The 23599-nt window shown below is 71.6% G+C and carries 28 protein-coding genes and 1 tRNA gene; 19 read left to right on the forward strand and 10 right to left on the reverse strand.

Annotated features, from left to right (window positions below):
• Window positions 1-17: 17 nt before the first annotated feature.
• Entirely contained in the window at window positions 18-1187 is a 1170-nt protein-coding gene (locus AC3RKA_RS00505) for an FUSC family protein (protein ID WP_060774552.1), read from the reverse strand.
• Window positions 1188-1413: 226 nt separating this feature from the next.
• On the opposite strand from AC3RKA_RS00505, the gene pstS reads away from it, so the two are divergent.
• From pstS to pstB, 4 genes are all read left to right on the forward strand, one after another.
• A complete protein-coding gene (pstS, locus tag AC3RKA_RS00510; protein ID WP_489727316.1) occupies window positions 1414-2526 on the forward strand; it encodes a phosphate ABC transporter substrate-binding protein PstS in 1113 nt (370 codons plus the stop codon).
• Between the two features lie 107 nt (window positions 2527-2633).
• Window positions 2634-3617: a phosphate ABC transporter permease subunit PstC gene (gene pstC, locus AC3RKA_RS00515; RefSeq protein WP_080983881.1), complete on the forward strand. Its 984-nt coding sequence runs from the start codon at window positions 2634-2636 to the stop codon at window positions 3615-3617.
• 1 nt (window position 3618) lies between these two features.
• A complete protein-coding gene (gene pstA / locus AC3RKA_RS00520) occupies window positions 3619-4800 on the forward strand; it encodes a phosphate ABC transporter permease PstA (RefSeq protein ID WP_489727317.1) in 1182 nt (393 codons plus the stop codon).
• An 86-nt stretch (window positions 4801-4886) separates the two neighbouring features.
• Window positions 4887-5666 carry a phosphate ABC transporter ATP-binding protein PstB gene (pstB, locus tag AC3RKA_RS00525; protein ID WP_489727318.1) on the forward strand — a complete coding sequence of 260 codons (780 nt, stop codon included), beginning with the start codon at window positions 4887-4889 and terminating at the stop codon, window positions 5664-5666.
• Window positions 5667-5759: 93 nt separating this feature from the next.
• On the opposite strand, the gene AC3RKA_RS00530 is transcribed toward pstB, so the two are convergent.
• The 3 genes from AC3RKA_RS00530 to AC3RKA_RS00540 all read right to left on the reverse strand — a co-directional run bounded on the left by AC3RKA_RS00530 (window position 5760) and on the right by AC3RKA_RS00540 (window position 8241).
• Entirely contained in the window at window positions 5760-6785 is a 1026-nt protein-coding gene (locus tag AC3RKA_RS00530; RefSeq protein ID WP_489727319.1) for an inorganic phosphate transporter, read from the reverse strand.
• A gap of 15 nt (window positions 6786-6800) precedes the next feature.
• A complete protein-coding gene (locus tag AC3RKA_RS00535; protein ID WP_044658636.1) occupies window positions 6801-7427 on the reverse strand; it encodes a hypothetical protein in 627 nt (208 codons plus the stop codon).
• Between the two features lie 139 nt (window positions 7428-7566).
• Window positions 7567-8241 (reverse strand): hypothetical protein, encoded by a 675-nt coding sequence (locus AC3RKA_RS00540; RefSeq protein ID WP_256837066.1) that lies wholly within the window; start codon window positions 8239-8241, stop codon window positions 7567-7569.
• A gap of 158 nt (window positions 8242-8399) precedes the next feature.
• Between AC3RKA_RS00540 and AC3RKA_RS00545 the strand changes: the two genes are divergently transcribed.
• Window positions 8400-8472 (forward strand) — tRNA-Lys (locus AC3RKA_RS00545).
• Window positions 8473-8564: 92 nt separating this feature from the next.
• Here the strand turns inward: AC3RKA_RS00545 and AC3RKA_RS00550 are convergent.
• The 3 genes from AC3RKA_RS00550 to AC3RKA_RS00560 form a co-directional block, all read right to left on the reverse strand.
• Complete coding sequence (locus AC3RKA_RS00550; protein ID WP_134417039.1) at window positions 8565-9329, reverse strand: hypothetical protein; 765 nt, start codon at window positions 9327-9329, stop codon at window positions 8565-8567.
• Window positions 9326-10441: a tyrosine-type recombinase/integrase gene (locus tag AC3RKA_RS00555; RefSeq protein ID WP_489727320.1), complete on the reverse strand. Its 1116-nt coding sequence runs from the start codon at window positions 10439-10441 to the stop codon at window positions 9326-9328. Before AC3RKA_RS00555 ends, AC3RKA_RS00550 begins: the two co-directional genes overlap by 4 nt.
• A gap of 83 nt (window positions 10442-10524) precedes the next feature.
• The gene (locus AC3RKA_RS00560; RefSeq protein ID WP_241246541.1) at window positions 10525-11028 is read right to left on the reverse strand and encodes a helix-turn-helix domain-containing protein; all 504 of its coding nucleotides are present in this window, start codon (window positions 11026-11028) and stop codon (window positions 10525-10527) included.
• A gap of 169 nt (window positions 11029-11197) precedes the next feature.
• Here AC3RKA_RS00560 and AC3RKA_RS00565 point away from each other — a divergent pair, with 169 nt between their 5' ends.
• The 8 genes from AC3RKA_RS00565 to AC3RKA_RS00600 all read left to right on the forward strand — a co-directional run bounded on the left by AC3RKA_RS00565 (window position 11198) and on the right by AC3RKA_RS00600 (window position 14456).
• Entirely contained in the window at window positions 11198-11419 is a 222-nt protein-coding gene (locus tag AC3RKA_RS00565; protein ID WP_489727321.1) for a helix-turn-helix transcriptional regulator, read from the forward strand.
• Window positions 11416-11769 (forward strand): hypothetical protein, encoded by a 354-nt coding sequence (locus tag AC3RKA_RS00570; RefSeq protein ID WP_069941082.1) that lies wholly within the window; start codon window positions 11416-11418, stop codon window positions 11767-11769. Before AC3RKA_RS00565 ends, AC3RKA_RS00570 begins: the two co-directional genes overlap by 4 nt.
• Window positions 11770-11815: 46 nt before the next feature.
• Complete coding sequence (locus AC3RKA_RS00575; protein ID WP_134417036.1) at window positions 11816-12508, forward strand: hypothetical protein; 693 nt, start codon at window positions 11816-11818, stop codon at window positions 12506-12508.
• Window positions 12509-12603: 95 nt separating this feature from the next.
• Complete coding sequence (locus tag AC3RKA_RS00580; RefSeq protein WP_069941080.1) at window positions 12604-12813, forward strand: hypothetical protein; 210 nt, start codon at window positions 12604-12606, stop codon at window positions 12811-12813.
• Complete coding sequence (locus AC3RKA_RS00585) at window positions 12810-13025, forward strand: hypothetical protein (protein WP_069941079.1); 216 nt, start codon at window positions 12810-12812, stop codon at window positions 13023-13025. The genes AC3RKA_RS00580 and AC3RKA_RS00585 overlap by 4 nt, the downstream gene beginning before the upstream one ends.
• Before the next feature lie 35 nt (window positions 13026-13060).
• Entirely contained in the window at window positions 13061-13189 is a 129-nt protein-coding gene (locus tag AC3RKA_RS00590; protein ID WP_256093403.1) for a hypothetical protein, read from the forward strand.
• Window positions 13190-13251: 62 nt separating this feature from the next.
• Entirely contained in the window at window positions 13252-13725 is a 474-nt protein-coding gene (locus AC3RKA_RS00595) for a helix-turn-helix transcriptional regulator (RefSeq protein ID WP_166795280.1), read from the forward strand.
• Window positions 13726-13805: 80 nt separating this feature from the next.
• Window positions 13806-14456 carry a hypothetical protein gene (locus tag AC3RKA_RS00600; RefSeq protein WP_489727322.1) on the forward strand — a complete coding sequence of 217 codons (651 nt, stop codon included), beginning with the start codon at window positions 13806-13808 and terminating at the stop codon, window positions 14454-14456.
• A gap of 82 nt (window positions 14457-14538) precedes the next feature.
• On the opposite strand, the gene AC3RKA_RS00605 is transcribed toward AC3RKA_RS00600, so the two are convergent.
• Together AC3RKA_RS00605 and AC3RKA_RS00610 are read right to left on the reverse strand one after the other, a co-directional pair.
• A complete protein-coding gene (locus AC3RKA_RS00605; protein ID WP_069941076.1) occupies window positions 14539-14790 on the reverse strand; it encodes a hypothetical protein in 252 nt (83 codons plus the stop codon).
• A gap of 42 nt (window positions 14791-14832) precedes the next feature.
• Window positions 14833-14994, reverse strand: coding sequence for a hypothetical protein (locus tag AC3RKA_RS00610; protein WP_166795279.1), 162 nt, complete (start codon window positions 14992-14994; stop codon window positions 14833-14835).
• 560 nt (window positions 14995-15554) lie between these two features.
• Here AC3RKA_RS00610 and AC3RKA_RS00615 point away from each other — a divergent pair.
• Window positions 15555-16280, forward strand: a complete 726-nt coding sequence (locus tag AC3RKA_RS00615; protein WP_041103593.1) for an alpha/beta hydrolase — start codon at window positions 15555-15557, stop codon at window positions 16278-16280.
• A gap of 33 nt (window positions 16281-16313) precedes the next feature.
• The gene (locus tag AC3RKA_RS00620) at window positions 16314-17201 is read left to right on the forward strand and encodes a hypothetical protein (RefSeq protein WP_489727323.1); all 888 of its coding nucleotides are present in this window, start codon (window positions 16314-16316) and stop codon (window positions 17199-17201) included.
• 128 nt (window positions 17202-17329) lie between these two features.
• On the opposite strand, the gene AC3RKA_RS00625 is transcribed toward AC3RKA_RS00620, so the two are convergent.
• Complete coding sequence (locus tag AC3RKA_RS00625) at window positions 17330-18607, reverse strand: DUF445 domain-containing protein (RefSeq protein ID WP_002856110.1); 1278 nt, start codon at window positions 18605-18607, stop codon at window positions 17330-17332.
• 100 nt (window positions 18608-18707) lie between these two features.
• Here AC3RKA_RS00625 and AC3RKA_RS00630 point away from each other — a divergent pair, with 100 nt between their 5' ends.
• The 4 genes from AC3RKA_RS00630 (at window position 18708) to AC3RKA_RS00645 (ending at window position 23598) form a co-directional block, all read left to right on the forward strand.
• Window positions 18708-19631, forward strand: a complete 924-nt coding sequence (locus AC3RKA_RS00630) for a glycerophosphodiester phosphodiesterase family protein (RefSeq protein ID WP_144879341.1) — start codon at window positions 18708-18710, stop codon at window positions 19629-19631.
• A gap of 154 nt (window positions 19632-19785) precedes the next feature.
• Window positions 19786-21468, forward strand: a complete 1683-nt coding sequence (locus tag AC3RKA_RS00635; RefSeq protein WP_489727324.1) for an ABC transporter substrate-binding protein — start codon at window positions 19786-19788, stop codon at window positions 21466-21468.
• 136 nt (window positions 21469-21604) lie between these two features.
• On the forward strand, window positions 21605-22609 hold the full coding sequence (locus AC3RKA_RS00640; RefSeq protein WP_002856116.1) for an ABC transporter permease: 1005 nt from the start codon (window positions 21605-21607) through the stop codon (window positions 22607-22609).
• The gene (locus AC3RKA_RS00645) at window positions 22606-23598 is read left to right on the forward strand and encodes an ABC transporter permease (RefSeq protein ID WP_049158139.1); all 993 of its coding nucleotides are present in this window, start codon (window positions 22606-22608) and stop codon (window positions 23596-23598) included. The genes AC3RKA_RS00640 and AC3RKA_RS00645 overlap by 4 nt, the downstream gene beginning before the upstream one ends.
• The last annotated feature ends 1 nt before the right edge of the window (window position 23599 follow it).

The raw sequence follows: 23599 nt of genomic DNA on the forward strand, positions 1-23599 counted from the left end.
GCGCGTCGCCGTCGGGCTCAGACGCGGGGCAGGTAGGCCCGCGCCTCGTCGTGCTCGGCGCCCGTGGCCTCGATGAGGTCCACCATCATGGGCCGCAGCAGCATCACGAGCGCCTCGCCGTGCACGGACCCGCCGCCCAGCTGGTGCGGGTCCAGCGCGGACGCGGACGCCCCCAGGGCGTCCCGCGCCACGGACAGCGAACGGTGGCGGCCCTCGGCCTGCGGCTCCACGAGGGAGCGGTGCAGGATCTCGACGGCGTCCGCGGCGTCGTCGAACCAGGCGGCCAGGCGCTCGCGGTCGTCGTCGTCGAACACGCCCTCGTCCAGGACCGCGACCACCCGCCGGGCCACGATCCGCAGGGAGCGCACCGCCAGGTCCGAGCGGTCCGCCGCGTTCACCGCGTCGTCCACGAAGGAGCGCGAGGAGCGGTGCAGCGGGTTGAAGAGGGTCTGCTCATGCGTGACGCGCAGCTCCTTGCGCAGCGCCTCCAGCGTGGTGTGCGTGCCGCGGCTGGCCACGAGCGCCATCCAGGCGGTGCGGGAGTCGTCCTCCCGCAGGGCCCGGGAGAGGTCGCGCAGCACCGTCGCGATCGAGTCGTAGAGCCCACCCAGCTGACGCACCGCGGGGCGGCGCACGTCCTGGGGCGAGAGGAACGTGACGAGCAGGGCCAGGACGCCGCCCACGACCGCGTCCTGGCTGCGGACGAACGGCCCTCCCGTGCCGATGGGCAGGAGGACCACGAGGACGGACTGCAGGGACATCTGCATCGTGAACGTGGCGCCGGAGTCCAGGAACCGGGCCACCATCACGGACACGAACACGACCACCGAGGCCTGCCACAGGCCGCGGCCGAGCCCGACCATGAGCAGGTCCCCGATCAGGATGCCGACGGTGCAGCCGACGGCGACCTCGGCCACCTTGCGCAGCTTCGGCTCCCGTTGGAAGCCGAGGGCGATCAGCAGGGCGGTGGAGGCGAACAGGGGCTGCTGGTGGCCCAGGACGGCCTCCGCGAACCAGTAGGCGCCCACCGCGCAGACCGCGACGAGGGCGGCCTGGCCCACGGAGGAGCGGACGCGGGACCAGCCCGCACGGGCGCGCCGACGCAGGAAGCGGCCGAGGCGCTCCCCGCGGGTCTGGGGGTCGACCATCGGCACCGTGCCCGTGGCGGTGGCGAAGCGGTCCGTCATGCGGCCAGCCTAGTCCGACGCCGCAGAGCCCTCGCCGTACGGGGCTCAACAGGGCATTGTGACCCACCGCACAGCCGAATCCCGCGAATGCCGCCCCAGTTCACCATCTGTTCACCCCGGCCGAGCACTCGATTCACCTCTGGACCGTACGGTCGAGTGCGGTGCAGAACCGGGCCAGCCGGATGCTCTGCCCTCACCGTCGTCATCCGATTGAAAGAGGCTCTTCGTGAAGGCTCTCCGCTTCGGCCGCTCCGCCGCCCTCCTGTCCGTGGCCGCCATCGCCCTGACCGCCTGCTCCTCCGCGGACAGCGGCAACGGCGGCTCCGATGCCTCCGGCTCCGCCGGCGGCGAGCAGGGCACCACCTCCGAGGTCCAGGGCAACCTGGTCGGCGCCGGCGCCTCCTCGCAGGAGGCGGCCATGACCGCCTGGACCCAGGGTGTCACCGAGACCGCTCCGAACCTGACCGTGCAGTACTCCCCGGACGGCTCCGGTGCCGGTCGTGAGAAGTTCCTCGCCGGTGCCACCTCCTTCGCCGGCTCCGACGCCGCCCTCAAGGAGGAGGAGGCTGAGTCCGCCAAGAAGAACTGCGGCGACGAGGGCGCCTTCCACGTGCCGGCCTACATCTCCCCGATCGCCGTGGCCTACAACCTGCCGGGCGTCGATGATGTCAAGATGGACGCCGAGACCATCGCCAAGGTGTTCTCCGGTGAGATCAAGAACTGGAACGACGAGGCCATCGCCACGCAGAACGAGGGCGTCGAGCTGCCCGACACCCCGATCACCGTCGTGCACCGTTCCGACGACTCGGGCACCACCGAGAACTTCACCGCCTACCTCACCGAGGCCGCCGGCGATGCCTGGTCCTACGACGAGGTCGAGACCTGGCCGTCCGACATCACTGCCGAGTCCGCCCAGGGCACCAAGGGTGTCGTGGGCCTGGCCTCCCAGACCGAGGGCGCCATCACCTACGCCGACGCCTCCGCCGTGGGCGAGCTGGGCACCGTGTCCGTGAAGGTCGGCGAGGAGTACGTGAAGTACTCCGCCGAGGCCGCGGCCGCGACCGTCGAGAAGTCCGAGGCCAAGGAGGACGGCTCGATCGAGCTCGACCGCGCCACCGACGAGTCCGGCGTGTACCCCGTCGTCCTGGTCTCCTACCACATCTACTGCAACCAGTACGACTCGCAGGAGACCGTGGACCAGGTCAAGGCCTTCGCCGAGTACGTCGTGTCCGAGGACGGTCAGAAGACCGCCGAGGAGTCCGCGGGCAACGCCCCGATCTCCGAGGACACCCGCAAGAAGGCCATGGAGCGCATCGAGGCCATCTCGGTCAAGGGCTGATGTCGCTTCTTGTCGGCTGACCCACCGTCGCTTCGGCCGCCGGGCCCCACGGGCCCGGCGGCTGAAGCGGCGTCAGGGCGCTCGTTCGTCGCGGCCCGTCCATCACCATGCACGTCGATCTGAGGGAAGACACTGTGTCCTCAACCACCAACGAGGCGGCACCGAAGTCGTCCAGCCTGCGCGGCCCCCGCCGCGGAGCCGCCGGAGACAAGCTCCTCTCCGGCGGGGCCCTGGCGGCCGCCGTCCTGATCCTGCTCGTGCTCGCCTTCGTGGCGGTCTTCCTCCTGACGGAGGCATGGCCCGCCCTGCAGCCGGGCGCGGAGCTCGTGTCTGCGGACTCCTTCTTCCAGTACGTGTGGCCGCTCATGGCCGGCACCGTGATGGTGTCGATCATCGCTCTGCTCATCGCCACCCCGGTCGCGATCGGTGTCGCCCTGTTCATCTCGCACTATGCGCCTCCGCGCATCGCGCAGTCGGTGGGCTTCGTGATCGATCTGCTGGCCGCGATCCCCTCCGTGGTCTACGGCGTGTGGGGCTGGCTGACGCTCGCTCCGCTGATGGTGCCGATCTACGGCTGGCTCAACGAGAACCTGGGCTTCATCCCGTTCTTCGGCGGCTCGGCCACCACCACGGGCCGCACCCTGCTGACCTCGGGCGTCGTGCTGGCCGTGATGGTCCTGCCGATCATCACCGCGCTCTGCCGTGAGATCTTCACCCAGACCCCGAAGCTCCACGAGGAGGCCGCGCTCGGTCTCGGCGCCACGCGCTGGGAGATGATCAAGATGACCGTGTTCCCGTTCGCCCGGGCCGGCATCGTCTCCTCGATCATGCTCGGCCTCGGCCGCGCGCTCGGCGAGACCATGGCGGTCACCATGGTGCTCTCCGGCGGCGTCTTCTCCTGGTCGCTCGTGGAGTCCGGCAGGAACCAGACGATCCCGTCGGAGATCGCGCTCAACTTCCCCGAGGCGTTCAACATGCGCCTGCACGAGCTGATCGCTGCCGGTCTCATGCTCTTCATCATCACCCTGGCGGTGAACATGATCGCCCGCGCGATCGTGAACAAGCACAAGGAATTCTCGGGAGCCAACTGACATGAGCACTGTCTCGACTTCTCCCCGGGCCACCGAGGACAGCGTGACGCCGCGGCGTCACTCCCTGACCGAGGGTCAGAAGCCCGGCTGGACCTGGATGGCCGTCGCAGCCGCCGCGGCCGTCGTCGCCGCCGGCCTGACCGTGCTGCTCAGCGGCGCCTTCAACGTCGTCGGTTTCGTGATCATCGCCGCCATCCTCTACATCGCGGGGCTCTACGTGGCCACCCGTGTGATGGAGAACCGGCGCCGCGCCGCAGACGGCCTGTGCCGCAACCTCGTGTGGCTGGCGTTCCTCGTGGCCCTGGTGCCGCTGGTCTCCGTGCTGTGGTCGGTCCTCTCCGCCGGTCTGCCGACCCTGATCGCCAACCCGCAGATCATGGCGTACGACATGAAGGGCATCACCGGCATCGACGACTCGGCATGGGTGGAGGCCGGCAAGCCCGCCGGCGGGCTCGCGGGCGGTTTCGGCCACGCCCTGATCGGCACCGTCGTGATCACGATCATCGCGACCCTGATCTCCGTGCCGATCGGCATGCTCACGTCCATCTACCTGGTGGAGTACAGCCGCGGCGGCTGGTTCTCCCGCGCCATCGTGTTCTTCGTGGACGTCATGACCGGCATCCCCTCGATCGTGGCCGGCCTCTTCGCCTACGCCGCGATCACGTGGGTCCTGACCCTGGTCACCGGCAGCAATTCCACCGCACTGCAGTCCGTGCAGATGGGTCTCACGGCCGCGATCGCGCTCTCGGTGCTCATGATCCCCGTGGTCGTGCGATCCACGGAGGAGATGCTCCGCGTGGTGCCCAACGAGCTGCGCGAGGGCGCCTACGCCCTGGGCGTGCGCAAGTGGCAGACCATCGCCAAGGTGGTCCTGCCCACCGCGATCTCCGGCATCGCCTCCGGCGTCACCCTGGCCATCGCCCGCGTGGCGGGCGAGACCGCGCCGATCCTCGTGACGGCCGGCTTCGCCACCAGCATCAACTGGAACCCGTTCGACAACTGGATGACCGCGCTGCCGGTGTACATCTACCGCCAGCTGGTCGCCCCGACCTCGCCCACGGCGGCGGACCCCTCGACCGCCCGCGCCTGGGCAGCCGCCCTGCTGCTCGTGACCATCGTCATGCTGCTCAACCTGGCGGCACGGTTCATCGCCAAGGCGTTCGCCCCCAAGAAGGGCCGGTGAGGCCCGGCCGCCCGGAATCCCCCGGGCGGCCGGCCCCGACCCCGTCGCACCCCCCCAGAGACTTCCACGAAGGAACAGAACCACTCATGTCCAAGCGCATCCAGGCCATCGACGTCGATGTCTTCTACGGCAAGTTCAAGGCCGTCGAGGGCGTCAACATCGACATCGCCCCCCGCTCCGTCACCGCCTTCATCGGCCCCTCCGGCTGCGGCAAGACCACCTTCCTGCGCAGCATCAACCGCATGCACGAGGTGCTCCCCGGCGCCACCGTGGACGGCCAGCTCCTGCTCGACGGCGAGGACATCTACGGGCCCGGTGTGGACCCGGTCCGCGTCCGCTCCCAGATCGGCATGGTCTTCCAGCGGCCGAACCCGTTCCCCACGATGTCCATCCGCGACAACGTGCTGGCCGGCTACAAGCTCAACGGCACCCGCCTGAACAGGTCCCGTGCGGACGAGCTCGTGGAGAAGTCCCTGCGCGGCGCCAACCTGTGGAACGAGGTCAAGGACCGCCTCGACAAGCCCGGCTCCGGCCTCTCCGGCGGCCAGCAGCAGCGTCTGTGCATCGCCCGCTCCATCGCGGTGCAGCCCGACGTGATCCTCATGGACGAGCCCTGCTCCGCGCTCGACCCGATCTCCACCCTCGCCGTCGAGGACCTGATCAACGAGCTCAAGGAGGAGTACACGGTCATCATCGTCACGCACAACATGCAGCAGGCCGCGCGCGTGGCGGACAAGACCGCGTTCTTCAACATCCAGGGCGTCGGCAAGCCCGGCAAGCTGATCGAGTACGACGACACCAACGTCATCTTCAACAACCCCTCGAGCCAGCAGACCGAGGACTACGTCTCCGGCCGCTTCGGCTGAGCCGCCCCGCGCTCCGTCCCCGACCCCGTCCGGCCCCACGCCGGGCGGGGTCGCTCCGTCTGCGGGGCCGGGCCGCCGTCGTCGGGCGCGGCCTCAGGCCAGCGGGACGAGGGCCAGGGTGCCGAGGAGACCGAGGAGGGCGCAGGCCACCGGCGTGAGCAGCCACCAGCCGACCACGCGCAGCACGGTGGGCCAGCGCACGGACGCGTAGGTCTGCGTCTGGCCGGCACCCACGATGGCCGCCGTCGCCGTGTGGGTGGAGGACAGGGGCAGGTGGAACACCAGGGAGCCGACGAACAGCAGGCCCCCGGGGATGACGGCGGCCACGGACGCCCGCAGGGGGTCGAGGCGCACGAGACGCTCGGTGAGGGTCCAGGCGATCCGCCAGGCGCCGCCCAGCGTGCCGAGCCCGACCGCGAAGGCGAACAGGAACGCGCCCCCCACGAACTCGGCCGTCAGGGCGTCCGGCGCCAGGACGGACCCGGACCCCACCAGCACGGCGGCCCACAGCACCCCCATGCGCTGACCGGCCTGCAGGCCGTGGCCCATGGCCATGGCGCTGGCGGAGATGCCCAACGCGACGCGGGCCCGATGCTGGACGTTGACCGTGGTGCCCCGGGTGGCGAGCCGCATGGCGGGGGCGGTGAGCAGGCGGGCGAGCGCCCACGCGATCAGGGGCGAGAGCAGCAGGCTGAGCAGCACCTCGGCGCGGACGAGGTCGAAGATGGAGTGGGCGACGTCGACGTCCAGACTCAGGCGCACGGCGAGGTGGCTGCCCGCCAGCGCGGAGATCAGCGCGTGCGTGCTGGAGCCGGGCAGGCGTCGCCACCACAGCAGCAGACCCCACACGAGGGTCACCGCGCAGGACACGCCCACAGCCAGGGGGCCGATCTCGCTGCGCACCGCGGGCGAGGTGAAGTAGTGCACGCTCAGCGTGATGAGCCCGATGCCCAGCAGCGCGCCCACGGTGTTGACCGCCCCGGTCAGGAGGAGGGCCCCGCGTGGGGTCAGCGCCCGGTACCGGACAGGCAGCGCCGCGGCGTTGGGGGCGTCGCGGAACCCCATCAGCGCGCCGACGGCGCACAGCAGCACGAGGACGACGGCGAGCCCCGCGGTCACGGCGCCTCCACCGGCTCAGGACTCACGGACGAGCACCATGCCCAGGTCCATGTTCACGCGGGAGAGGGCCTCGAGCGCCGCGTGCAGCGCCCAGGCGACCTCGCGCTGGCGGTTGTAGTCACGCTGCAGCAGGTCCATGCCGAGGTCGGCGAGCCACTCGACCATGATCCGCTCCGTGCGGCGGGAGGCGCGCAGCAGCTGCATCCACGTGGCCTCCAGGGCATCGAGGTCGCGCATCTCGGCGGCGCCGCGGGCGAGCAGCTCGGCCTGCCGGCCCACGGTCTCCAGGACGTCGAGGGCGTGCGTCGGCAGCTCCTCGAGGTCGGCCCGTTGGATCAGCACGCCCGCCGACACGACGCGCCGGGTGGTCGCGTGCACGCCGCTGGCCAGCCGGTAGAGGTCCTGACGGGGCAGCGGAGTCACGTAGGCGCTGCGCAGCGCGGTGAGGAAGGCCATGAGGGTGGCGCTCGAGGACGAGTCGAGCTCCTCAAGCTCACGGGCGGCACGGTCCGCCTCGGGTCCGCGCGTCCCCGCGACCTGGGCCACCAGGTGCACCGCCCGGTGCAGGGCCTCGGCGAGGTCCGCCATGTGGCGCAGCGCCGGGGTGTCGCGCGTGACGAGCCAGGGCATGCGGGGGGACATGGGCAGCGGTCGCTCTCTCGTCGACGGGTGGCGAAGGGGTCGACGACGACGCCGGACCGGGAACGCCTCTCGGCGGAAGGCCGCTCGCAGCGGCTATGTGTTGGAGCCCGGGGTTACCAGCGGCCCGGCGCCGTCCCCATCAGTCTAACGACCCGTCCCGAAACGCTCGACCCGCCGCCTCCAGGGCGTCGGCGGTGCTGACCAGGCGCGCGGCCCGGCGGGTGAGGGCGGCGGCGCGGTCCGGGGCGGCGGCCTCGGAGCCCTCGGCGTGCTCGACCTGGCCCAGGGCCACGACGCGGGCGTAGGCCGCGGCGCGCTCGAACGCGACGTCGATCTCGGAGCGGTAGGCGCCCGTGAGGATCGTGTCCGTGAGGCGGCGCAGCTCGGCCGGCCCCGGCGGCTCGACGGCGCCCGCCACGACGCGCGAGGCGTAGGCGGCGTGCCCGGCGCGGTACCAGGCGGCCCAGCGTTCGCCGTCGCGGGCCGTCGCCTCCTGGAGCGCGTACAGGCGCCACAGGGCGCCGGCGAGCGAGACGGGCGGGGCGTCCGCCCACAGCTCGGCGAGTGTCTCGACGCCGAGCTCGCGGACCAGCCCGACCAGCCGCTCGACGACGGCCGGGTCCTCCTCCGCGCGGCCGCCGGCCACGAGGGCGTGGGCCAGGCGTGAGGCGGCCGCGGCCACCTCCTGCGGGTCTTCGCCGCCGGCGAAGTGCGTGAGCTCCTGCGGTTCCGAGAGGCGGGGCCGGTGGGGGCGCAGCACACCCGAGGCGCTCGAGCTGGCGCCGCGGCCGGCGGGCAGGCGGTGACGTGCCATGGGCGGGCTCCCTTCGAGGGCGCATCGGGGTGAGGATGTGGTCGCCGGAGGCGGCGGCCCCGTCCACGGTAGTGCCCCGGACGCCTGGGCTACCATCGGAGGACGCCCGCGAGGGTCGCCGTCGTCGGCCGCACGCCGTCGTCGCCGGCCGCGGGCGGGGGCCTTTAGCTCAGCTGGCAGAGCATCGGACTTTTAATCCGCCGGTCGCGGGTTCGATCCCCGCAGGGCCCACCCGAGAACGGCCCCTGACTAGGCATGACGCCCGGTCAGGGGCCGTTCTGGTGAGGGTCTGGTGGCCACGATCCACCCTTTACCCACCCGATTCACTCCGTCGATTGGCTGGCCTCGTCGGCATCCGATGGCACGACTTTGTGAGCGACGTACCCGGCCACGCCAGCCCCCTCCAGCGTTCTTGTCGCCAGATTCCATAGCCAGTTCACGAGTGATGGGTCGGGGGCGGTCATGGCGACCGGCAGTGCAACGGCGAACCATGCGATGGTGACCGCCGCGAATATTCCCAGGCGGAGGGCCTCGGGTGATAGGGAGGAGTCCCCCTCAGGCGGAACACTGGCTATGACCAAATTAGCCGCGGCGGAGAGGTCATCACTGCTCGAACCGGCCTGGTTCAACTCGCGGGCGAGGTCGGGCCTGCTGGCGATTTCCTGTCCCACGGCCGCAAGGGCTGAGAGGTCCAAACGCCCTACCAGGATATGAGTCTTTGCCTGAAACTGTGCGAGCACCTCTGCGGCATTGCCCAGCGTCGGCGCGAGTTGCTGATTCAGTTGGGCGGTGACCTCCGCCATGGATGCGAGGCTGGGCGCGAGTTGCTGATTCAGTTGGGCGGTGACCTCCGCCATGGATGCGAGGCTGGGCGCGAGTTGCTGATTCACCTGCGCCATAACTTCAGTCAATTGAACGGTCAGTTTAGGGCTCAGGGATGGCATTGCCGTCGCAAGTGATTTACCCAATGTGGCCGTGGCTTTCAACATTGAATCTTGTAATGGATCAAGCGCCTTGCGCAGTCTTTCCGCCTGCTCAGGTGAGAGTCGGAAATCATCATCATCGGGGGAAAAACCCGTTGTAGTCATGATTGCTCCTCGTCATAGGTCTCCCAGAACCCGGCCAGCGCCGCCGTCATGTCCGCCGCCTCCGGTGCCTTGGCCCGGTAGTGCGTCCGCGTCACAGCCTCCCCGGAGTGGCCCAGGTACGCCGACGCTGCGGCCAGGCCCTCCGCGTCCGCCAGCCGCGTGGCAACCGTCTTGCGGAACGTGTGCGGGGTGACCCACTCGAATCCGATAGCCTCCCGCGCCGTCCGCCACTGCTTCCGGTAGTTCGACGGGTCCCGGACAGTCCCCGTGGACGACGGGAACACCATCGGGGACACCAGGTCCAGGTCCATGGACCGTTCCCACCGGCCGCGGAGCATGTCCGCCGTGTGCGCGTCCACGGTGTAAGTCTGGACGGACCCGGCCGACTTGGGATGATCCTGGCGCACCGCGCCCCCGCGGCCCGCCACGACGACGGCACCCGTGATGGCCACCTTCCGGGCGTCCAAGTCCACGTCCTGCCACCGCAGGGCCAGCGCCTCCGAGATACGGCACCCCGTCGCCAACATGACGTCCACGACGTCCAGCAGATCGTCCGGCCGCCGACGCCTCCCGTTCACCGGTGGCTCCGACTGCCAGGCCGCCAACTTCCGCCGCAGGACCCGGACGTCCGCCGGCGACAGGGCGCGCACCTCCTTCCGTGGGACGGAGATGGGGGACACCTCTCGGAGTGGGTTCCCCTGGATGGCGTCATGCCGGGCAGCCAGACCGAGGACGCCGGACATGACCGTCCGCGCCACCTTGGCCGAGGGTGCCCCGTGGTCCCGCGCGATGCCGCGGAGGAACGCCTCCATCCGGGACGTGGTGCATTCCCTCACCCGGAGTTCCCCGACGCCGCCGCGGGCCTTGCAGACGTGCAGGTCCACGGTGATCCGGTACCGCTTCACGGTGTTGGCCGCCCGGCCGCGGGCCTCCACCTCTGCCAGCCATAGGCGGGCGACGTCGCGGACGCGGGTGTCCGGGGTGACCTCGCCGGCGGGCGGGGCTGTGCGGGCGCGGAGGCGGGCCTCCAGGGCGCGCCGGGCGCGCTCCTTGGAGGACGCCCGGGCCTCCACCTTGCGCGTCACCCCGTCCACGTCCCGGACCTTGGCCATAGCGCGGAATACCCCGGGGGCCACCTCCTTGGGGTCACTGATGCGTCCCCAGGTGCCCACAGCCAACGGCGGGCGCGGCATGATCAGCCCTCCCCGTCTGTGGCGTCGCCCTCGCCCAGGTCCAGAACCTCGTTGAGGGGCCGAAGGGATGCGGGTTCCGGGTGGTCCATGTACCGAACGGCACGGGCATGGACCATCTGAACGACGGGGGTAAGTGGGTGCCTGTCGTCCGCGACCTCCGCGCGGTCCCGCCCGGACAGGGCGCGCCTGGCCTCATCCACCAACCACGTCATGGTCTGCACCCGGGTATTGAACTCCCCCTGGAGGCGGTATAGGCCACGCACGGCCGCGGCGGCCCGCTCCAGGTCCGCCCCTCCGGTGAAGTTGTCCTCACCCGCGTGAATCATCTGATCCACGGTGACGTTGAGGGCCGCCGCGATCCCCTGGGCCTCCCCGAGTCTCACCGGCCGCTCTCCCTTCTCGATCCGGGAAATCGTCGTCTGGTGGAAACCCTTCCACCCCAACTCCGTCATGCGTCGGGCCATCTCCCCTTGTGACCACTCGCTCTCCTCTCGGAGGCGCTTCATGGCGGCCACGAAGCGAGCCTCCGTCTCCGCGCCGGGTGGTTCTGGTGTGTTCGTCATGCCTCCAAGGTGCCACAAATCGTGGTTGACCGTAAAGCACTAGGCGTGGTTACATGGTTTCGTGTTTACAACGGTAGAACACCACGTTGGACCCATTGAGAGGACCGCACCCATGAACACCACCCCCGTCACTGTCACGACGCCGCGCCCCGTCACCCACCTGTCCCCCCAGGACCTTGCCGCCCGCGTGGGCGTCCCGGTCGCCACCGTCTACAACTGGCGATCCACCGGCTACGGCCCCCGCGGGTTCCGCGTCGGGAAGTGCCTCCGGTACCGCCTGGCCGACGTGGAGGCATGGGAGGACGCCCAGGTGGCTGCCGAGGACGACCGATGAGCGCCCCCGACCGCTACTGCCTGGACCCCGCCGTCCTAGACGTGGAGGCCCGCACCCCGGCCGCCGGCGCTCGCCTCCCGTCCGGATGGGTCCGCGCAGCCACAGCAGCCGCCCGCACCATGGGGGAGCCGTTCACCCCGGCCCGCCTCCGCGCCGCGCTCCCGGAGCCGGTTCACCCGGCCCACTTCGGGGCCGTCGTCCGTCACCTCCACGCGGCCCGTGTGATCCGTCCTGCGGGCTTGGCCCTGGAGCGGTCCCCGGACGGGTCCGCGCGCCCTGTCCGCGTCTGGGAGGCCGTCCCCGTGGGGGCCGAGGACCCTGCGGAGGACACCGCCGCTCCCGCCGCATGAGCGGCACACCCACCACCCGCATCACAGGCCTGGAAGGAGGGCACCCATGGGCGCGAGCAACGTCATAGCCGCCTATACCTACTGGCGCGGCCGCCTCTCGCACCGGGACCTCCACGCGCTCGTGTTCATGGCCGTGACCGCCCTCGATTCTGACCGCCCGCCGGTCTACTACGGCGGGTGGGAGGCCGTGGCCCGGGCGCTAGGCCTGGACCTGGAGGGCAACCGCGCCTCTGCCAAGCGGACCACCGTGAAGGCCTTGACCGCGCTCACCGAGGCCGGGGCCATCACCTCCAGCGGTACGGCCCGCGCCGGAATCCGTGCGGAATACGCCCTGAACCTCGCGCCTGGGACCACCTACGTCCCGTCCGGCCGAGGGCGGAACGTCACCTGGACGGCGCGGCCCGCGACTGCCAGGGGGACCGCCATGGACCCCCAGGTAGGGACCGTGGTGGACCCCCAGAGGGGGACCGTCGTGGACCCCCTCCAGGGGGACCGTGGTGGACCTAGGAGGGGGACCGCCGTGGACCCCCCTAAGAGAACCCAGGAACCACACGGAGGAACACGGGAGGAACCACCAGAGGAACCACCCATCACCTCCCAGCCCAACTCCGGTACGCGCGTGCGCGAGTCCGACGCCATGAATGACGACAGGACCCCCTCCAAGGCAGAACAGGAGGCCCGCCTCCTGGCATGGGCCGCCGAGCACTACACCGAGGACCCCGACGCCCTCACCGCCTGACCCTCCCCGCACGACCGCCGCCCCACCTACCACGCACCCCGTGGCCCCGATCCATCCGCCTCTACGCCTGGAGGCCCAGCACCTAGGAACTGACCATGGTCACCACCGCCACCAGACACCACCGCCGCATCCCTGCGGGGACCCTCCGCACCGCAGCCCCGTTCTTCGCTGTCCTGGCCGCCCGCCACGGCATCCCCGCCCCCGATGCCCCCACGCCAGCCAGAACGCCCGCAACGGCCTCGAGCGCGGCGCAGGACGCCCGCCCGACGCTGGACCGCCTCCCCAGCCTGGAGGACCGCCGGTGATCCGCACGCACCCCGCCGAGGACCAGCACGCCAGCGGCCGCTACCTGGACACCGCAGCCAGAAATGCCGAGGACTTGGCAGCCGTCGCCGACGCCGCGGCCAAAGACGCCGAAGCCATGGCCCGCATCGTCGCGGACATCGTGGCGCAGCACGCCGAGGACTTGGCCGGCATCACCGCCACCACGGCCGACGACTCCCAGGCCCACACCTGACCACGCCCACCCTGTTCCACCGCGAGGAGCACACCATGAGCACCACCACCACCCACCCGGCACAACCCACCCCCGCCGACCTCCGCACCATGCTGGCCGTCAACGTCGCCGCCCTGGCCGCCCGCCTGAACCTCGCCGAGGCCGACTGGGAGGACCGCGCATGAGCCGCCAGCCCGCCTCTGTGCCCCTGACCAGTGCCCTTGACGCGGCACCGTTCGGGCGTGAAATGCGCGCACTCCGCCGCGGCGCGGGTCTTACCCAGGCTCAGGCCGCGGACCGGATGGGGGTCTCCCTCCGCTGGCTCAAGTACCTGGAGGCGGGCACCCGGACGCCCCGCTTGCAAGACGTCGGCCGCGTGGCCGTCATGGACCCGCTCACGGGCCGCATGGCCGCCAGTGTCCTCCAGGCCCTCACTCCGGCCGGGAAGATCACCCCGTCTGGCCCGCGGCTATCTCTCGCGCACCTGGCCCGCCTCGCCGGCTGGCCAGTGGAGCCCATGGACCCATCCGTATCCGCTGCCCTCACTCCGGAGGCTCTGGCTGTCGTGGCCGACGTCCTGGATGCCGCGCACGCCCTCCTGGACCAGGCGGACCCGCACATGGAGGACCTGGACGCCTTGGCCGCCACCCGCAACGTCTCCGCCGTGGTTCGCCGCCTGGATCACGTCTACGCCGCTCTCGCTGCCGAGGACGCCCGGTGACTGCGCCGAGCCCCAGTGAACGGGCACCCCCGCGCGGCCCCGTCCCTGCTCCTCACCCCTACTCGAAAGGACCCGCCGGCATGACAACCACACAGACCATCACCGCCAACCTGACCGCAGTCCGTCACGCCTACTACGCGGCCATGCAGACGGCCCGCACCTACCAGGACCCGGACCTCACCCCGGAGGCCCTGACCCGCCAGCGCCAGGACCGCGAGGCCGCCGCCCGTGCGGCCTACGCCCAGGCCCTCCGCCCGATCCGTGACGACTACGAACGGGCGGCCCGCCTGAACGCCATGGCCTTGGCCAAGGTCCCTGGCCCCACCGGCTCCACCGCCGACGTCTGGCGGCGCGTGGAGATGCGCCTGGGCGCGGGGGCTACCCTGGACCAGATCGTGGCCACCGCCGACGTCCCAACCCTCCAGGCGGTCCGTGAGTGGGCACCCACCTACCTGGCCGTGAACGGCGGGGACCCGGCCGCCACCCCCGCGCTGGGGGACCGCCTGGAGCGCGCCACCCTGGCCCGCTACGCCGCGATCACCGAGGACACGGACATGGCCGCCGCCCTGGCCGAGGCCCCCACGCTGGCCGGCCTCGCCGTGACCCTGGACGATGCCGAGGCAGAGGCCCAGGGCATCCCGGGGGCCGGAGGCCTGAACGGTGCTGTGGCCGCTGCCTTGGCCGTCCAGGCCGCCGGGTCCACCACCGTGGACCCCGACACCACCGCCTGACCGACCTACCGGCCACCTGCGGCCCCGTTGCCCCTCACCGGGCGGCGGGGCCGCCGTCGTCCTGGGGCTGATAGCCGTGGACCTAGGAAACTCCGAACAGCGACGGGAGGACGCTTAGGACACCGCCCGAGGAACTCAGGATGAGGCCCCAACTTGTCAGACGCTGGGCCTTGCGCTGAATGTCCGCGCCCTGGCCCGGCTCCATCTCGTTGTGAAATGTCGCGGTGCCATCCCCGTTGTCCTCGAAGTAGACCGGCGGGGCCGCTCTTAGGCCGAGCACACCGAGCACGAGGCCGCCCACGATGAGGAGGATGCTAAGAATCAGTAGCCACATGCGATGAGTATGGGGGCTGGCCGTTGCCGGGTCTGCGGCGGGTCAGCGGTGACGGTTCGGCCCCCACTCGGCCTTGGCCCGGGAGTCTCCATGGGCGGGCGTGTAGGTGCACGTGCGGGTGTAGGACTGGGGGGCCATGCTCTGCGCGTCTCTACTTCCAGTCGGCTGGGTGCTGTAGTCCGCTGTGGCGTTGTAGACGGTCACGGGAGGGTGGCCTGGCGCGTATCCCTCTAGGAATGGCCCCTGGAACTTGACGTCCAGCAATGCGAACTGGCCTGGGCGGCCCGCGCTGTTCCGCTCCTGAGCGCGTAGGAGGTCCATGCACGTAGCCCGGGCGGCCTGTTCCACGGCCGCGGGGGCAGGGGTGGGAGTCGCGGAGGTAGGGGCGGCGGAGCGTGGCCCCGCGTCATCGCCCCCGCACCCGGAGAGGGACAGGGCGGCCAACCAGGCAAGGGCGGTGAGCGTGGCGGAGCGCGGGCGCGTCGTCATACGGGGAGTCTCCCATGGTGCCGCCGAACACCTGTGAACAGCCCACCCTTTACCCACCCTAAACGTCCGGAAACAACGTGTTCCGACAGGGCCAACAGCGGAGGGCGGGGCCGCGGAATCCGCGGAATCGTGCGGGGCACGGGACCCCGTGCGTACTGTCCAGGACCAGGCCTCGAGAATCCGCCGGTCGCGGGTTCGATCCCCGCAGGGCCCACGCGAAAACGGCCCCTGACCAGGCATGACGCCCGGTCGGGGGTCCTCCCTAGGATGGAGCCATGAGCCCCACGCCCCCACCAGTCACCGAGACGATCAGTTCCGGCCACAGCGTGGTGTGGTCGCGCCCGCCGGCGGAGCGCGCGGGCACGGACCTGGTGCTCGTGTTCCACGGCTACGGCTCCAACGAGGTCCGCGCGGCGCGCCGCCACTTCCCGATGCTCCCGGAGCGGTGCACCGGCCTGGCGGTGCGCGGCGGCTTCGAGATCGACGAGACGGCCTCCGAGGGCCCGGGCGACCCCGGCGCGCACGGCTGGTTCCTGCTCGACCTGCTGCTGCAGTCCGACTTCGCCCAGGTGCTCGCCGCCGCCCACCGCGTGTTCGACGTGCTCTCCGCCGAGGAGGTCGTGGCGGCCGGCTTCCGCACGGTCTCGGTGCTCGGCTTCTCCCAGGGCATGGCCATGGCGACGACGGTCCTGCGTCTGCGCCCCGAGGCGTTCACCTGCGGTGTGGGCCTGAGCGGCTTCGCCGTCGACAACGAGCTGCTGGCCATGCTCGACTCCCCGGCCGAGGGACCGGGCCCGCGCCCGTTCTTCTGGGGCCGGGACGCCGAGGATCCCGTGATCCATCCGGACGCCGTCGCCCACACCCGCGCGTGGGCCGAGGAGCACACCCGCCTGACCGTGCGCACCTACCCCGGGATCCTGCACGGGACCGGCCCCGACGAGGTCCGTGACGTGCGCATCTTCCTCGAGCATTCCCTGCGCGCGGCGACGCCCGGGTCCTGACCGCGGGGGTCGCGCGCCGATACTGTGGCGCGCATGGCAAAGAACTCGACGATCGGCCGGTACGCGTCCGGGAAGGTGAAGGACTTCGGGCTGAAGTCGGCACTCGATGAGAACGGCGAGCCCACGGAGGGCTTCGAGAAGGCCCTCTCCACGGTGTTGGCGGTCCAGCGCCCCCTGGTCCTGAAGAACATCCAGCGCTTGACGGCGAAGCACCCGGGGGAGAGCCCGGAGCGTCTCGCCGAGCGGCTCGGGCAGCAGTACCTGACCACCGTCACGGGGGCCGGCGCCGCCGTGGGCGGCACCGCGATCGTCCCGGGCATCGGCACCGTGGCCGCGCTCGGCCTGTCCGGTGCCGCGGTCGTCGGCTTCATGGAGGCCACCGCCCTCTACGCGCAGTCCCTCGCCGAGCTGCACGGCATCACCACGCAGGACCCGCAGCGCGCCCAGGCCCTCGTCATGGGCCTCATGCTCGGCGACGACGCCAAGGAGCTGCTCCGCGAGGCCGCCGCCAAGGCCGGCCGTCCCTACGACCCGCAGTCCAGCCTCAACGCGCTCGCGGGCACCGCATCGGGCACCGGCATCAGCGCGTTCGTGGTGGATCGCCTCAAGAGGACGTTCATGCGCAAGATGCTCCTGCGGCAGGGTGCCGGCTTCGTGGGCCGCGCCGTGCCGTTCGGCGTGGGCGCCGTGATCGGCGGCGTGGGCAACCGCGCCATGGGCAAGGCCGTGATGGAGAACGCCGCGGAGCTCTTCGGCCCCCTGCCGATGGTGATCCCCGGCGAGATCCGTGAGGGCGCCGCGCAGGGGCGCGCCGATGGCACCAAGGACGACGGCGGCGTCTTCGGCGCGATCCGTCGCGCCCTGCCCGGCGGCAAGGACGAGAAAGACGACAGGCAGAAGAAGGGCAAGCCCGCCGCCTGACGGCCCCGCCCCCGCGCGTCCGTCGCCCCCGCCCCCGCGCTGTCGAACGTGAGAGAGGCCCTATCTCACGTTCGAAAGCGCCCATTCGCCCCATGTCACGTTCGAAAGTGCGGGGCAGGGGCCGCGTCTCAGAGGAACAGTGTCGCCACCCCGTGGATCGCCAGGCCCGCGAGCGCGCCGACGACCGAGCCGTTGATGCGGATGAACTGCAGATCCTTGCCCACGAACAGCTCGAGGGTGCGCGCGGTCTGCTCGCCGTCCCAGCGGGCGACCGTCTCCTCGATCACCCCGGTGAGCGCCGGGCCGTAGGAGCTCAGCGCATACGCCGCGGCGCGGCGGGCGTGGCCGTCCACACGGTCGCGCAGCTCGGGGTCCTCCTGCAGGCGGGCGCCGAGGTCGCGCAGGGCGGCCACGAGCGCGCGGTGCAGGTCGGAGGACGGGTCCTCGAGCGCGTCCAGGAGCGAGTCCCGCAGGGAGACCCAGGCCCGCCCGGCCCACGCACGCAGCCGTTCGTCCGCGAACAGGTTCCGCTTGAACCGCTCCACCGAGGCGCGGGTGGCGGGCTCGTTCCGCATCTCGTCGGCGAGGCGGTCGAGCCAATCGTCGACGGCGCGGCGGGCCTCGTGCTGCCGGTCGCGGCGGATGCCGGCGAGATACTTGAGGGTCTCGGCGTGCAGTCTCTCGGCGAGGAGGCGGTCCACGAGGTCCGGGCTCCACTCGGGGGAGCGACGGCGCACCGTCTCGACGAACAGCTCGGGGTGGGCGGCCACCCAGTCCCCGGTGTGGGCGACCACGAGGTCCACCACGCGCTCGTGGTGCCGTCCGGCCACCACGTCCTCCAGCACGCCCGCCAGCGTGGGGGACCAGTCCGGGGCCACCATGTGGCGTTCCATCAGCTGGCGCAGCAGCTCCTGGACGGCGTCGTCGTCGGCCGCGGCCATGGCGCCCCGGGCCGCCGTGGCGATCTCCCGGGCGGTGCGGGCCGCGTTCTCCTCACGGCGCAGCCAGCCGCCGGCGGCCTCGGCCACCTTCAGTCCGTCGACCTTCTCGTGGGCGACCTCCGAGTCCAGGAAGTTCTCCTGCACGAACTCGGTCAGCGCGGCGCCGAGCTGGTCCTTTTTCCGCGGGATCAGGGCGGTATGCGGCACGGGCACCCCCATCGGGTGGCGGAACAGCGCCGTGACCGCGAACCAGTCCGCCAGCGCGCCGACCATGCCGCCCTCCGCGGCGGCGCGCACGTAGCCCCACACCGGGTGGGTGTCCTGCAACGGGAACGCGACCACGAACACCACGGCCAGCAGGATGAGCAGCCCCAGGGCGACGGCCTTCATGCGCCGCAGGCCCGCCGCGCGTTCGAGGGCGCCGGCGCTGAGCAGCTGCTGGGCGGGGTCGGGGGAGAGGGACACGGAAGGCTCCTGATCGCGCGCACCGAATGGTCCCCACCAGTTAACCAGCCGGGCACCCTGCGGTGACGTGGCCGGCACACGCGCTCCCTAGCCTGGCGGCGTGCCCGCCCTCGTGATCGCCCACCGCGGCGCCTCCGCCGCCTTCCCCGAGCACACCCGCGCCGCCATGCTCCACGCCCTCGCCGTGGGCGCGGACGGTCTCGAATGCGACGTCCAGCTCACGCGGGACCGCGAGGTCGTCTGCTGGCACGACCCCACCGTGGACCGCACCTCGGACGGGCGCGGCGCCGTCGCGGAACACACGCTGGATCGTCTGCGCGGCCTCGATGTCGTCTCGTGGCACGCCCGGCGTCCGGGGGCCGAGCCCGCCACGACGACGGCGCCGCCCGCCGTGTACGGCGGCGCGGGGGAGCAGGTGCTCACCCTGGCCGACCTCCTGGCGATCGCGGCGGCCGCGGACCGGCCGCTGCGCCTGGCCGTGGAGCTCAAGCACCCCTCCCCGTTCGGGCATGAGCTCGAGGAGCGGGTGCTGCGGGAGCTGCTGCGGGCCGGCTGGGACCCGGAGACCGGCCGACTGGGTCAGGTGCAGGTGTCCCTCATGAGCTTCCATCCGGACGCGCTGCGCCACGTGGCGCCGCTGGCCGGCACGGACCCCCTCTGCCCCCTGATGGACCTCATGCCGACGGAGCTGCCGACCCGGCTCGCGCGGGGGCCGCTGAGCCGGGCGGCGGTGCGTGCGGCGGCGCGTCAGTCGCTGGCCGGGTCCGAGGCGCTCGTCTGGCGCGGCCGGGCCGGGATGGCGGGGCCCTCCGTGGCCTACGTGCGGGAGCACCTGGCGGACGTGAAGGCGTGGCTGGCGGCGGGGCGGCGGCTGCGGGTGTGGACCGTCGACGAGCGCGAGGACGCCGATTTCCTCCTCGCCCAGGGGGTGCAGGAGCTCACCACCAACCGTCCGGAGGACGTGCTGCGCTGGGTCCGCGAGCGGGCCGCCGCGCGTCGGGAGCGGATGCCCACCGGGGCCTGAGGGCGCCGTGCCGCACGCGCAGACGCGGCCTGCGTTGCGTTCCTGCCCGCGCTTGTGGCTATAGTCACGTCCAGGAGCGTGCCCGAGGTCACACCCGACGGCGCGGTCCCCTCGCACCCGCGTCTCGGCTGAGACCTCTCCCGGAGGAGCCCCCATGGCCACCCGTCTGCGTCACCGACTCCTGTCCGCCGCCGCGCTCACCGCGGCCGGCGCCCTGCTCGTCACCGGCTGCGCCCAGAGCCAGCGCGACGACGGCGGCTCCGGCGGCTCGGGCGGGGGCGACGCCGCCCAGGTGGACGGCTCGTTCATCTTCGCCGCGTCCTCGGACCCGAAGACCCTGGACCCGGCCTTCGCCTCCGACGGCGAGACCTTCCGGGTCTCCCGCCAGATCTTCGAGGGCCTCGTGGGCACGAAGCCGGGCACCGCGGACCCCGCGCCGCTGCTGGCCGAGTCCTGGGAGTCCTCAGAGGACGGCCTGACCCACACGTTCCAGCTGAAGGAGGGCGTGACCTTCCACGACGGCGAGCCGTTCAACGGGGAGGCCGTGTGCGCCAACTTCGACCGCTGGTACAACTTCACGGGCATCCAGCAGTCGGAGACCCTCTCGTACTACTACGGCAAGCTGTTCCGCGGCTTCGCGGACAAGCCCGAGGACGCCGTCTACCAGGAGTGCGAGGCCACCGGCGAGCACGAGGCGAAGATCACGCTGGCGCAGCCGTTCGCGGGCTTCATCTCCTCCCTGTCCCTGCCGGCCTTCGCCATGCAGTCGCCGAAGGCGCTCGAGGAGTACAAGGCGGACGAGGTGGGCGGCACCGCCGAGTCGCCGCAGATGTCCGAGTACGCCCGGGCCCACCCCACCGGCACCGGCCCCTACACGTTCGAGTCCTGGAGCGTGGGCGAGGACATCAAGCTCACCGCCAACGAGGACTACTGGGGCGAGGGCGGCGAGGTCACGGACATCACCTTCCGCGTGATCGACGACCCGGTGGCCCGCCGTCAGGCGCTCGAGGCCGGGGACATCGACGGCTATGACCTCGTGGCCCCCGCGGACACCGCGGCCCTGTCCGAGGCCGGCTTCAACGTGGTGGCCCGCGACCCGTTCACCATCCTCTACCTGGGCCTGAACCAGGAGAAGGAGGAGCTCCAGGACGTCCGGGTGCGACAGGCGATCGCCCACGCGATCGACAAGGACGCCCTGATCGCGCAGACCCTCCCCGAGGGCACGGAGCCCGCCACCCAGTTCATCCCGAAGTCCGTGAACGGGTACAGCGAGGACGTCACCACGTACGAGCACGACCCCGCCAAGGCCAAGGCGCTGCTCGCCGAGGCCGGCTACCCGGACGGCTTCACGATCGACTTCAACTACCCCACGGGCGTCTCGCGCCCGTACATGCCGACCCCCGAGCAGGCGTTCTCCAACCTCTCGAGCCAGCTGGCCGAGGTGGGCATCACGGTGAACGCGAAGCCGGCCAAGTGGAGCCCGGACTACCTCGACCAGGTGCAGGGCTCCGCGGACCACGGCATCCACCTGCTCGGCTGGACCGGCGACTACAACGACACGGACAACTTCGTGGGCGTGTTCTTCGGCCAGGAGAAGCCCGAGTTCGGCTTCACCGACGAGGAGCTGTTCTCCGCCCTCGAGGAGGCCCGCCAGATCCCGACGCTCGAGGAGCAGACGCCGAAGTACCAGGAGATCAACGAGCAGATCTCCGAGATCGTCCCGGCGGTCCCGCTCGCCCACCCGGCCCCGTCGCTGGCCTTCGACAAGCGCGTGGCCTCCTACCCGGCGAGCCCGGTCAACGACGAGGTCTTCAACGAGATCGACCTGACCGAGTGAGCCCGCCGGGCCGGGGACGACCCGCCCCACCGGCGACGACGGCGCCGCGCCCCGGCGCCGTCGTCGCGGGCCCGCCCGCCACCGCCCGTCCCTCGCACCGACCGGCCCGGCCCCCGCGCCGGCATGGAGGCCCCTCGTGCTCAGACTCATCGGCAAGCGCCTGCTGCTGCTGATCCCCACCCTGTTCGGACTGTCCGTCCTGCTGTTCGTGTGGGTCCGCAGCCTGCCCGGCGGCCCCGCCACCGCCCTGCTCGGCGACCGCGCCACCCCCGAGGCCGTGGCCCGGGTGAACGCGGCGTACGGCTTCGACAAGCCCCTGCTCGAGCAGTACGTCACCTACATGGGGCGGCTGCTGCGCGGCGACTTCGGCACCTCGATCATGACGAATCGGTCCGTGGTCGAGGAGTTCGCGGACCGCTTCCCGGCCACGCTGGAGCTCTCGATCTTCGCGATCGTGTTCGCGGTGGTCATCGGCATCCCGCTCGGCTACTGGGCCGCCCGCCATGTGGGCCGGTGGCAGGACGACGTCGCCGTCGTGCTGTCCCTGATCGGCGTGGTGGTGCCCGTGTTCTTCCTGGCGTTCATCCTCAAGTGGGTGTTCGCGGTGAAGCTGGGCTGGCTGCCCACGGACGGCCGGCAGGACCCGCGGATCGACGCCACCCACTACACGAACTTCTACGTGTGGGACGGCATCATCACCGCCGAGTGGGACGCGGCCCTGAACGCGTTGACCCACCTGGTGCTGCCCGGCATCGCGCTGGGCACCATCCCGCTGGCGATCATCGCGCGCATCACCCGCGCCTCCGTGCTGGACGTGCAGGACGCGGACTTCGTGCGCACGGCCCGCGCCAAGGGCCTGGCCCCGCGCCTGATCCGGGACCGGTTCATCATGCGCAACGCCCTGCTGCCGGTGAGCACCACGCTCGGCCTGCAGCTGGGCCTGCTGATCTCCGGGGCGGTGCTCACCGAGACGGTGTTCGCGTTCAACGGGATCGGCCGGTTCCTCGCCCAGGCGATCTTCCAGCTCGACTTCCCGGTGCTGCAGGGCTTCATCATCTTCATCGCCCTGCTCTACTCGCTGATCAACCTGGTCGTGGACGTCTCCTACGGCCTCATCGACCCGAGGGTGCGTGTCTCATGAGCGTGAACCTGCCCCCCAGCCCCGGCGGCGGACCCACCGAGCACGCCGTCGACCACGCGCTGGCGCCCGTTGAGGCCGGGGCCACCCAGGCGACCACCGAGGCCGCCGCGGACGCGCGCGGCACCTCCGTGTGGGGCGCCGCGTTCCAGCGGCTGCGCCGCAACCCGGCGGCGATCGCCGGCGCCGTGATCGTGCTGCTCTTCGTGCTCGTGGCCGTCCTCGCCCCGGTGCTGGCCCCGTACGCGGGCACGGCCACGCCCGGCATGCGCGAGATCCGCCCCACCCACGTGCCCGGCCCCGGCGAGGTGGCCGGCTACCCGCTGGGCCTGGACCGCTTCGGCGGGGACGTGCTCTCCAAGCTGATCTGGGGCGCGCAGGCCTCGCTGCTCATCGGCGTCATCTCGACGGCGTTCGGCCTGGTCGGTGGCATGCTGCTCGGCCTGCTGGCCGGCACGTTCGGCGGCTGGGTGGACTCCGTGGTGATGCGCGTGGTGGACATCCTGCTCTCGGTGCCGAATCTGCTGCTGGCGGTGTCCATCGCGGCGATCCTCGGGCAGACCCCGTTCGCGGTGATGATCGCGATCGGGGTGGCGCAGGTGCCCGTGTTCGCGCGGCTGCTGCGGTCCTCGATGCTCACGCAGAAGGGGTCGGACTACGTGCTCGCGGCGCAGACCCTCGGCCTCTCGCGCGGGCGGATCACGATGTCCCACGTGCTGCCGAACTCGCTGGGCCCCGTGATCGTGCAGGCCACGCTCACCCTGGCCACGGCCGTGATCGACGCGGCCGCCCTGTCCTTCCTCGGCCTCGGCGGCGGCCGCCCCGAGACCGCCGAGTGGGGCCGCATGCTCACCTACGCGCAGGCCGAGCTGGGCATCAACCCGTGGCTCGCGTTCCTGCCCGGCCTGTGCATCGCCATCACCGCGCTCGGCTTCACCCTGCTGGGCGAGTCCCTGCGCGAGGCCCTCGACCCGACCTCCCGGAGGCGCTGAC

The sequence above is a fragment of the Micrococcus sp. iso_229 genome (genome assembly GCF_058072725.1).

Bases quoted from the DNA above. Each gene is read 5' to 3' on its own strand.
- AC3RKA_RS00505 (WP_060774552.1), bottom strand. From the start codon at position 1,187: ATGACGGACCGCTTCGCCACCGCCACGGGCACGGTGCCGATGGTCGAC.
- pstC (WP_080983881.1), top strand. From the start codon at position 2,634: ATGCACGTCGATCTGAGGGAAGACACTGTGTCCTCAACCACCAACGAG.
- pstA (WP_489727317.1), top strand. From the start codon at position 3,619: ATGAGCACTGTCTCGACTTCTCCCCGGGCCACCGAGGACAGCGTGACG.
- pstB (WP_489727318.1), top strand. From the start codon at position 4,887: ATGTCCAAGCGCATCCAGGCCATCGACGTCGATGTCTTCTACGGCAAG.
- AC3RKA_RS00535 (WP_044658636.1), bottom strand. From the start codon at position 7,427: ATGTCCCCCCGCATGCCCTGGCTCGTCACGCGCGACACCCCGGCGCTG.
- AC3RKA_RS00540 (WP_256837066.1), bottom strand. From the start codon at position 8,241: ATGGCACGTCACCGCCTGCCCGCCGGCCGCGGCGCCAGCTCGAGCGCC.
- AC3RKA_RS00550 (WP_134417039.1), bottom strand. From the start codon at position 9,329: ATGACTACAACGGGTTTTTCCCCCGATGATGATGATTTCCGACTCTCA.
- AC3RKA_RS00555 (WP_489727320.1), bottom strand. From the start codon at position 10,441: ATGGCCAAGGTCCGGGACGTGGACGGGGTGACGCGCAAGGTGGAGGCC.
- AC3RKA_RS00560 (WP_241246541.1), bottom strand. From the start codon at position 11,028: ATGAAGCGCCTCCGAGAGGAGAGCGAGTGGTCACAAGGGGAGATGGCC.
- AC3RKA_RS00565 (WP_489727321.1), top strand. From the start codon at position 11,198: ATGAACACCACCCCCGTCACTGTCACGACGCCGCGCCCCGTCACCCAC.
- AC3RKA_RS00570 (WP_069941082.1), top strand. From the start codon at position 11,416: ATGAGCGCCCCCGACCGCTACTGCCTGGACCCCGCCGTCCTAGACGTG.
- AC3RKA_RS00575 (WP_134417036.1), top strand. From the start codon at position 11,816: ATGGGCGCGAGCAACGTCATAGCCGCCTATACCTACTGGCGCGGCCGC.
- AC3RKA_RS00580 (WP_069941080.1), top strand. From the start codon at position 12,604: ATGGTCACCACCGCCACCAGACACCACCGCCGCATCCCTGCGGGGACC.
- AC3RKA_RS00590 (WP_256093403.1), top strand. From the start codon at position 13,061: ATGAGCACCACCACCACCCACCCGGCACAACCCACCCCCGCCGACCTC.
- AC3RKA_RS00595 (WP_166795280.1), top strand. From the start codon at position 13,252: ATGCGCGCACTCCGCCGCGGCGCGGGTCTTACCCAGGCTCAGGCCGCG.
- AC3RKA_RS00600 (WP_489727322.1), top strand. From the start codon at position 13,806: ATGACAACCACACAGACCATCACCGCCAACCTGACCGCAGTCCGTCAC.
- AC3RKA_RS00605 (WP_069941076.1), bottom strand. From the start codon at position 14,790: ATGTGGCTACTGATTCTTAGCATCCTCCTCATCGTGGGCGGCCTCGTG.
- AC3RKA_RS00615 (WP_041103593.1), top strand. From the start codon at position 15,555: ATGAGCCCCACGCCCCCACCAGTCACCGAGACGATCAGTTCCGGCCAC.
- AC3RKA_RS00620 (WP_489727323.1), top strand. From the start codon at position 16,314: ATGGCAAAGAACTCGACGATCGGCCGGTACGCGTCCGGGAAGGTGAAG.
- AC3RKA_RS00635 (WP_489727324.1), top strand. From the start codon at position 19,786: ATGGCCACCCGTCTGCGTCACCGACTCCTGTCCGCCGCCGCGCTCACC.
- AC3RKA_RS00645 (WP_049158139.1), top strand. From the start codon at position 22,606: ATGAGCGTGAACCTGCCCCCCAGCCCCGGCGGCGGACCCACCGAGCAC.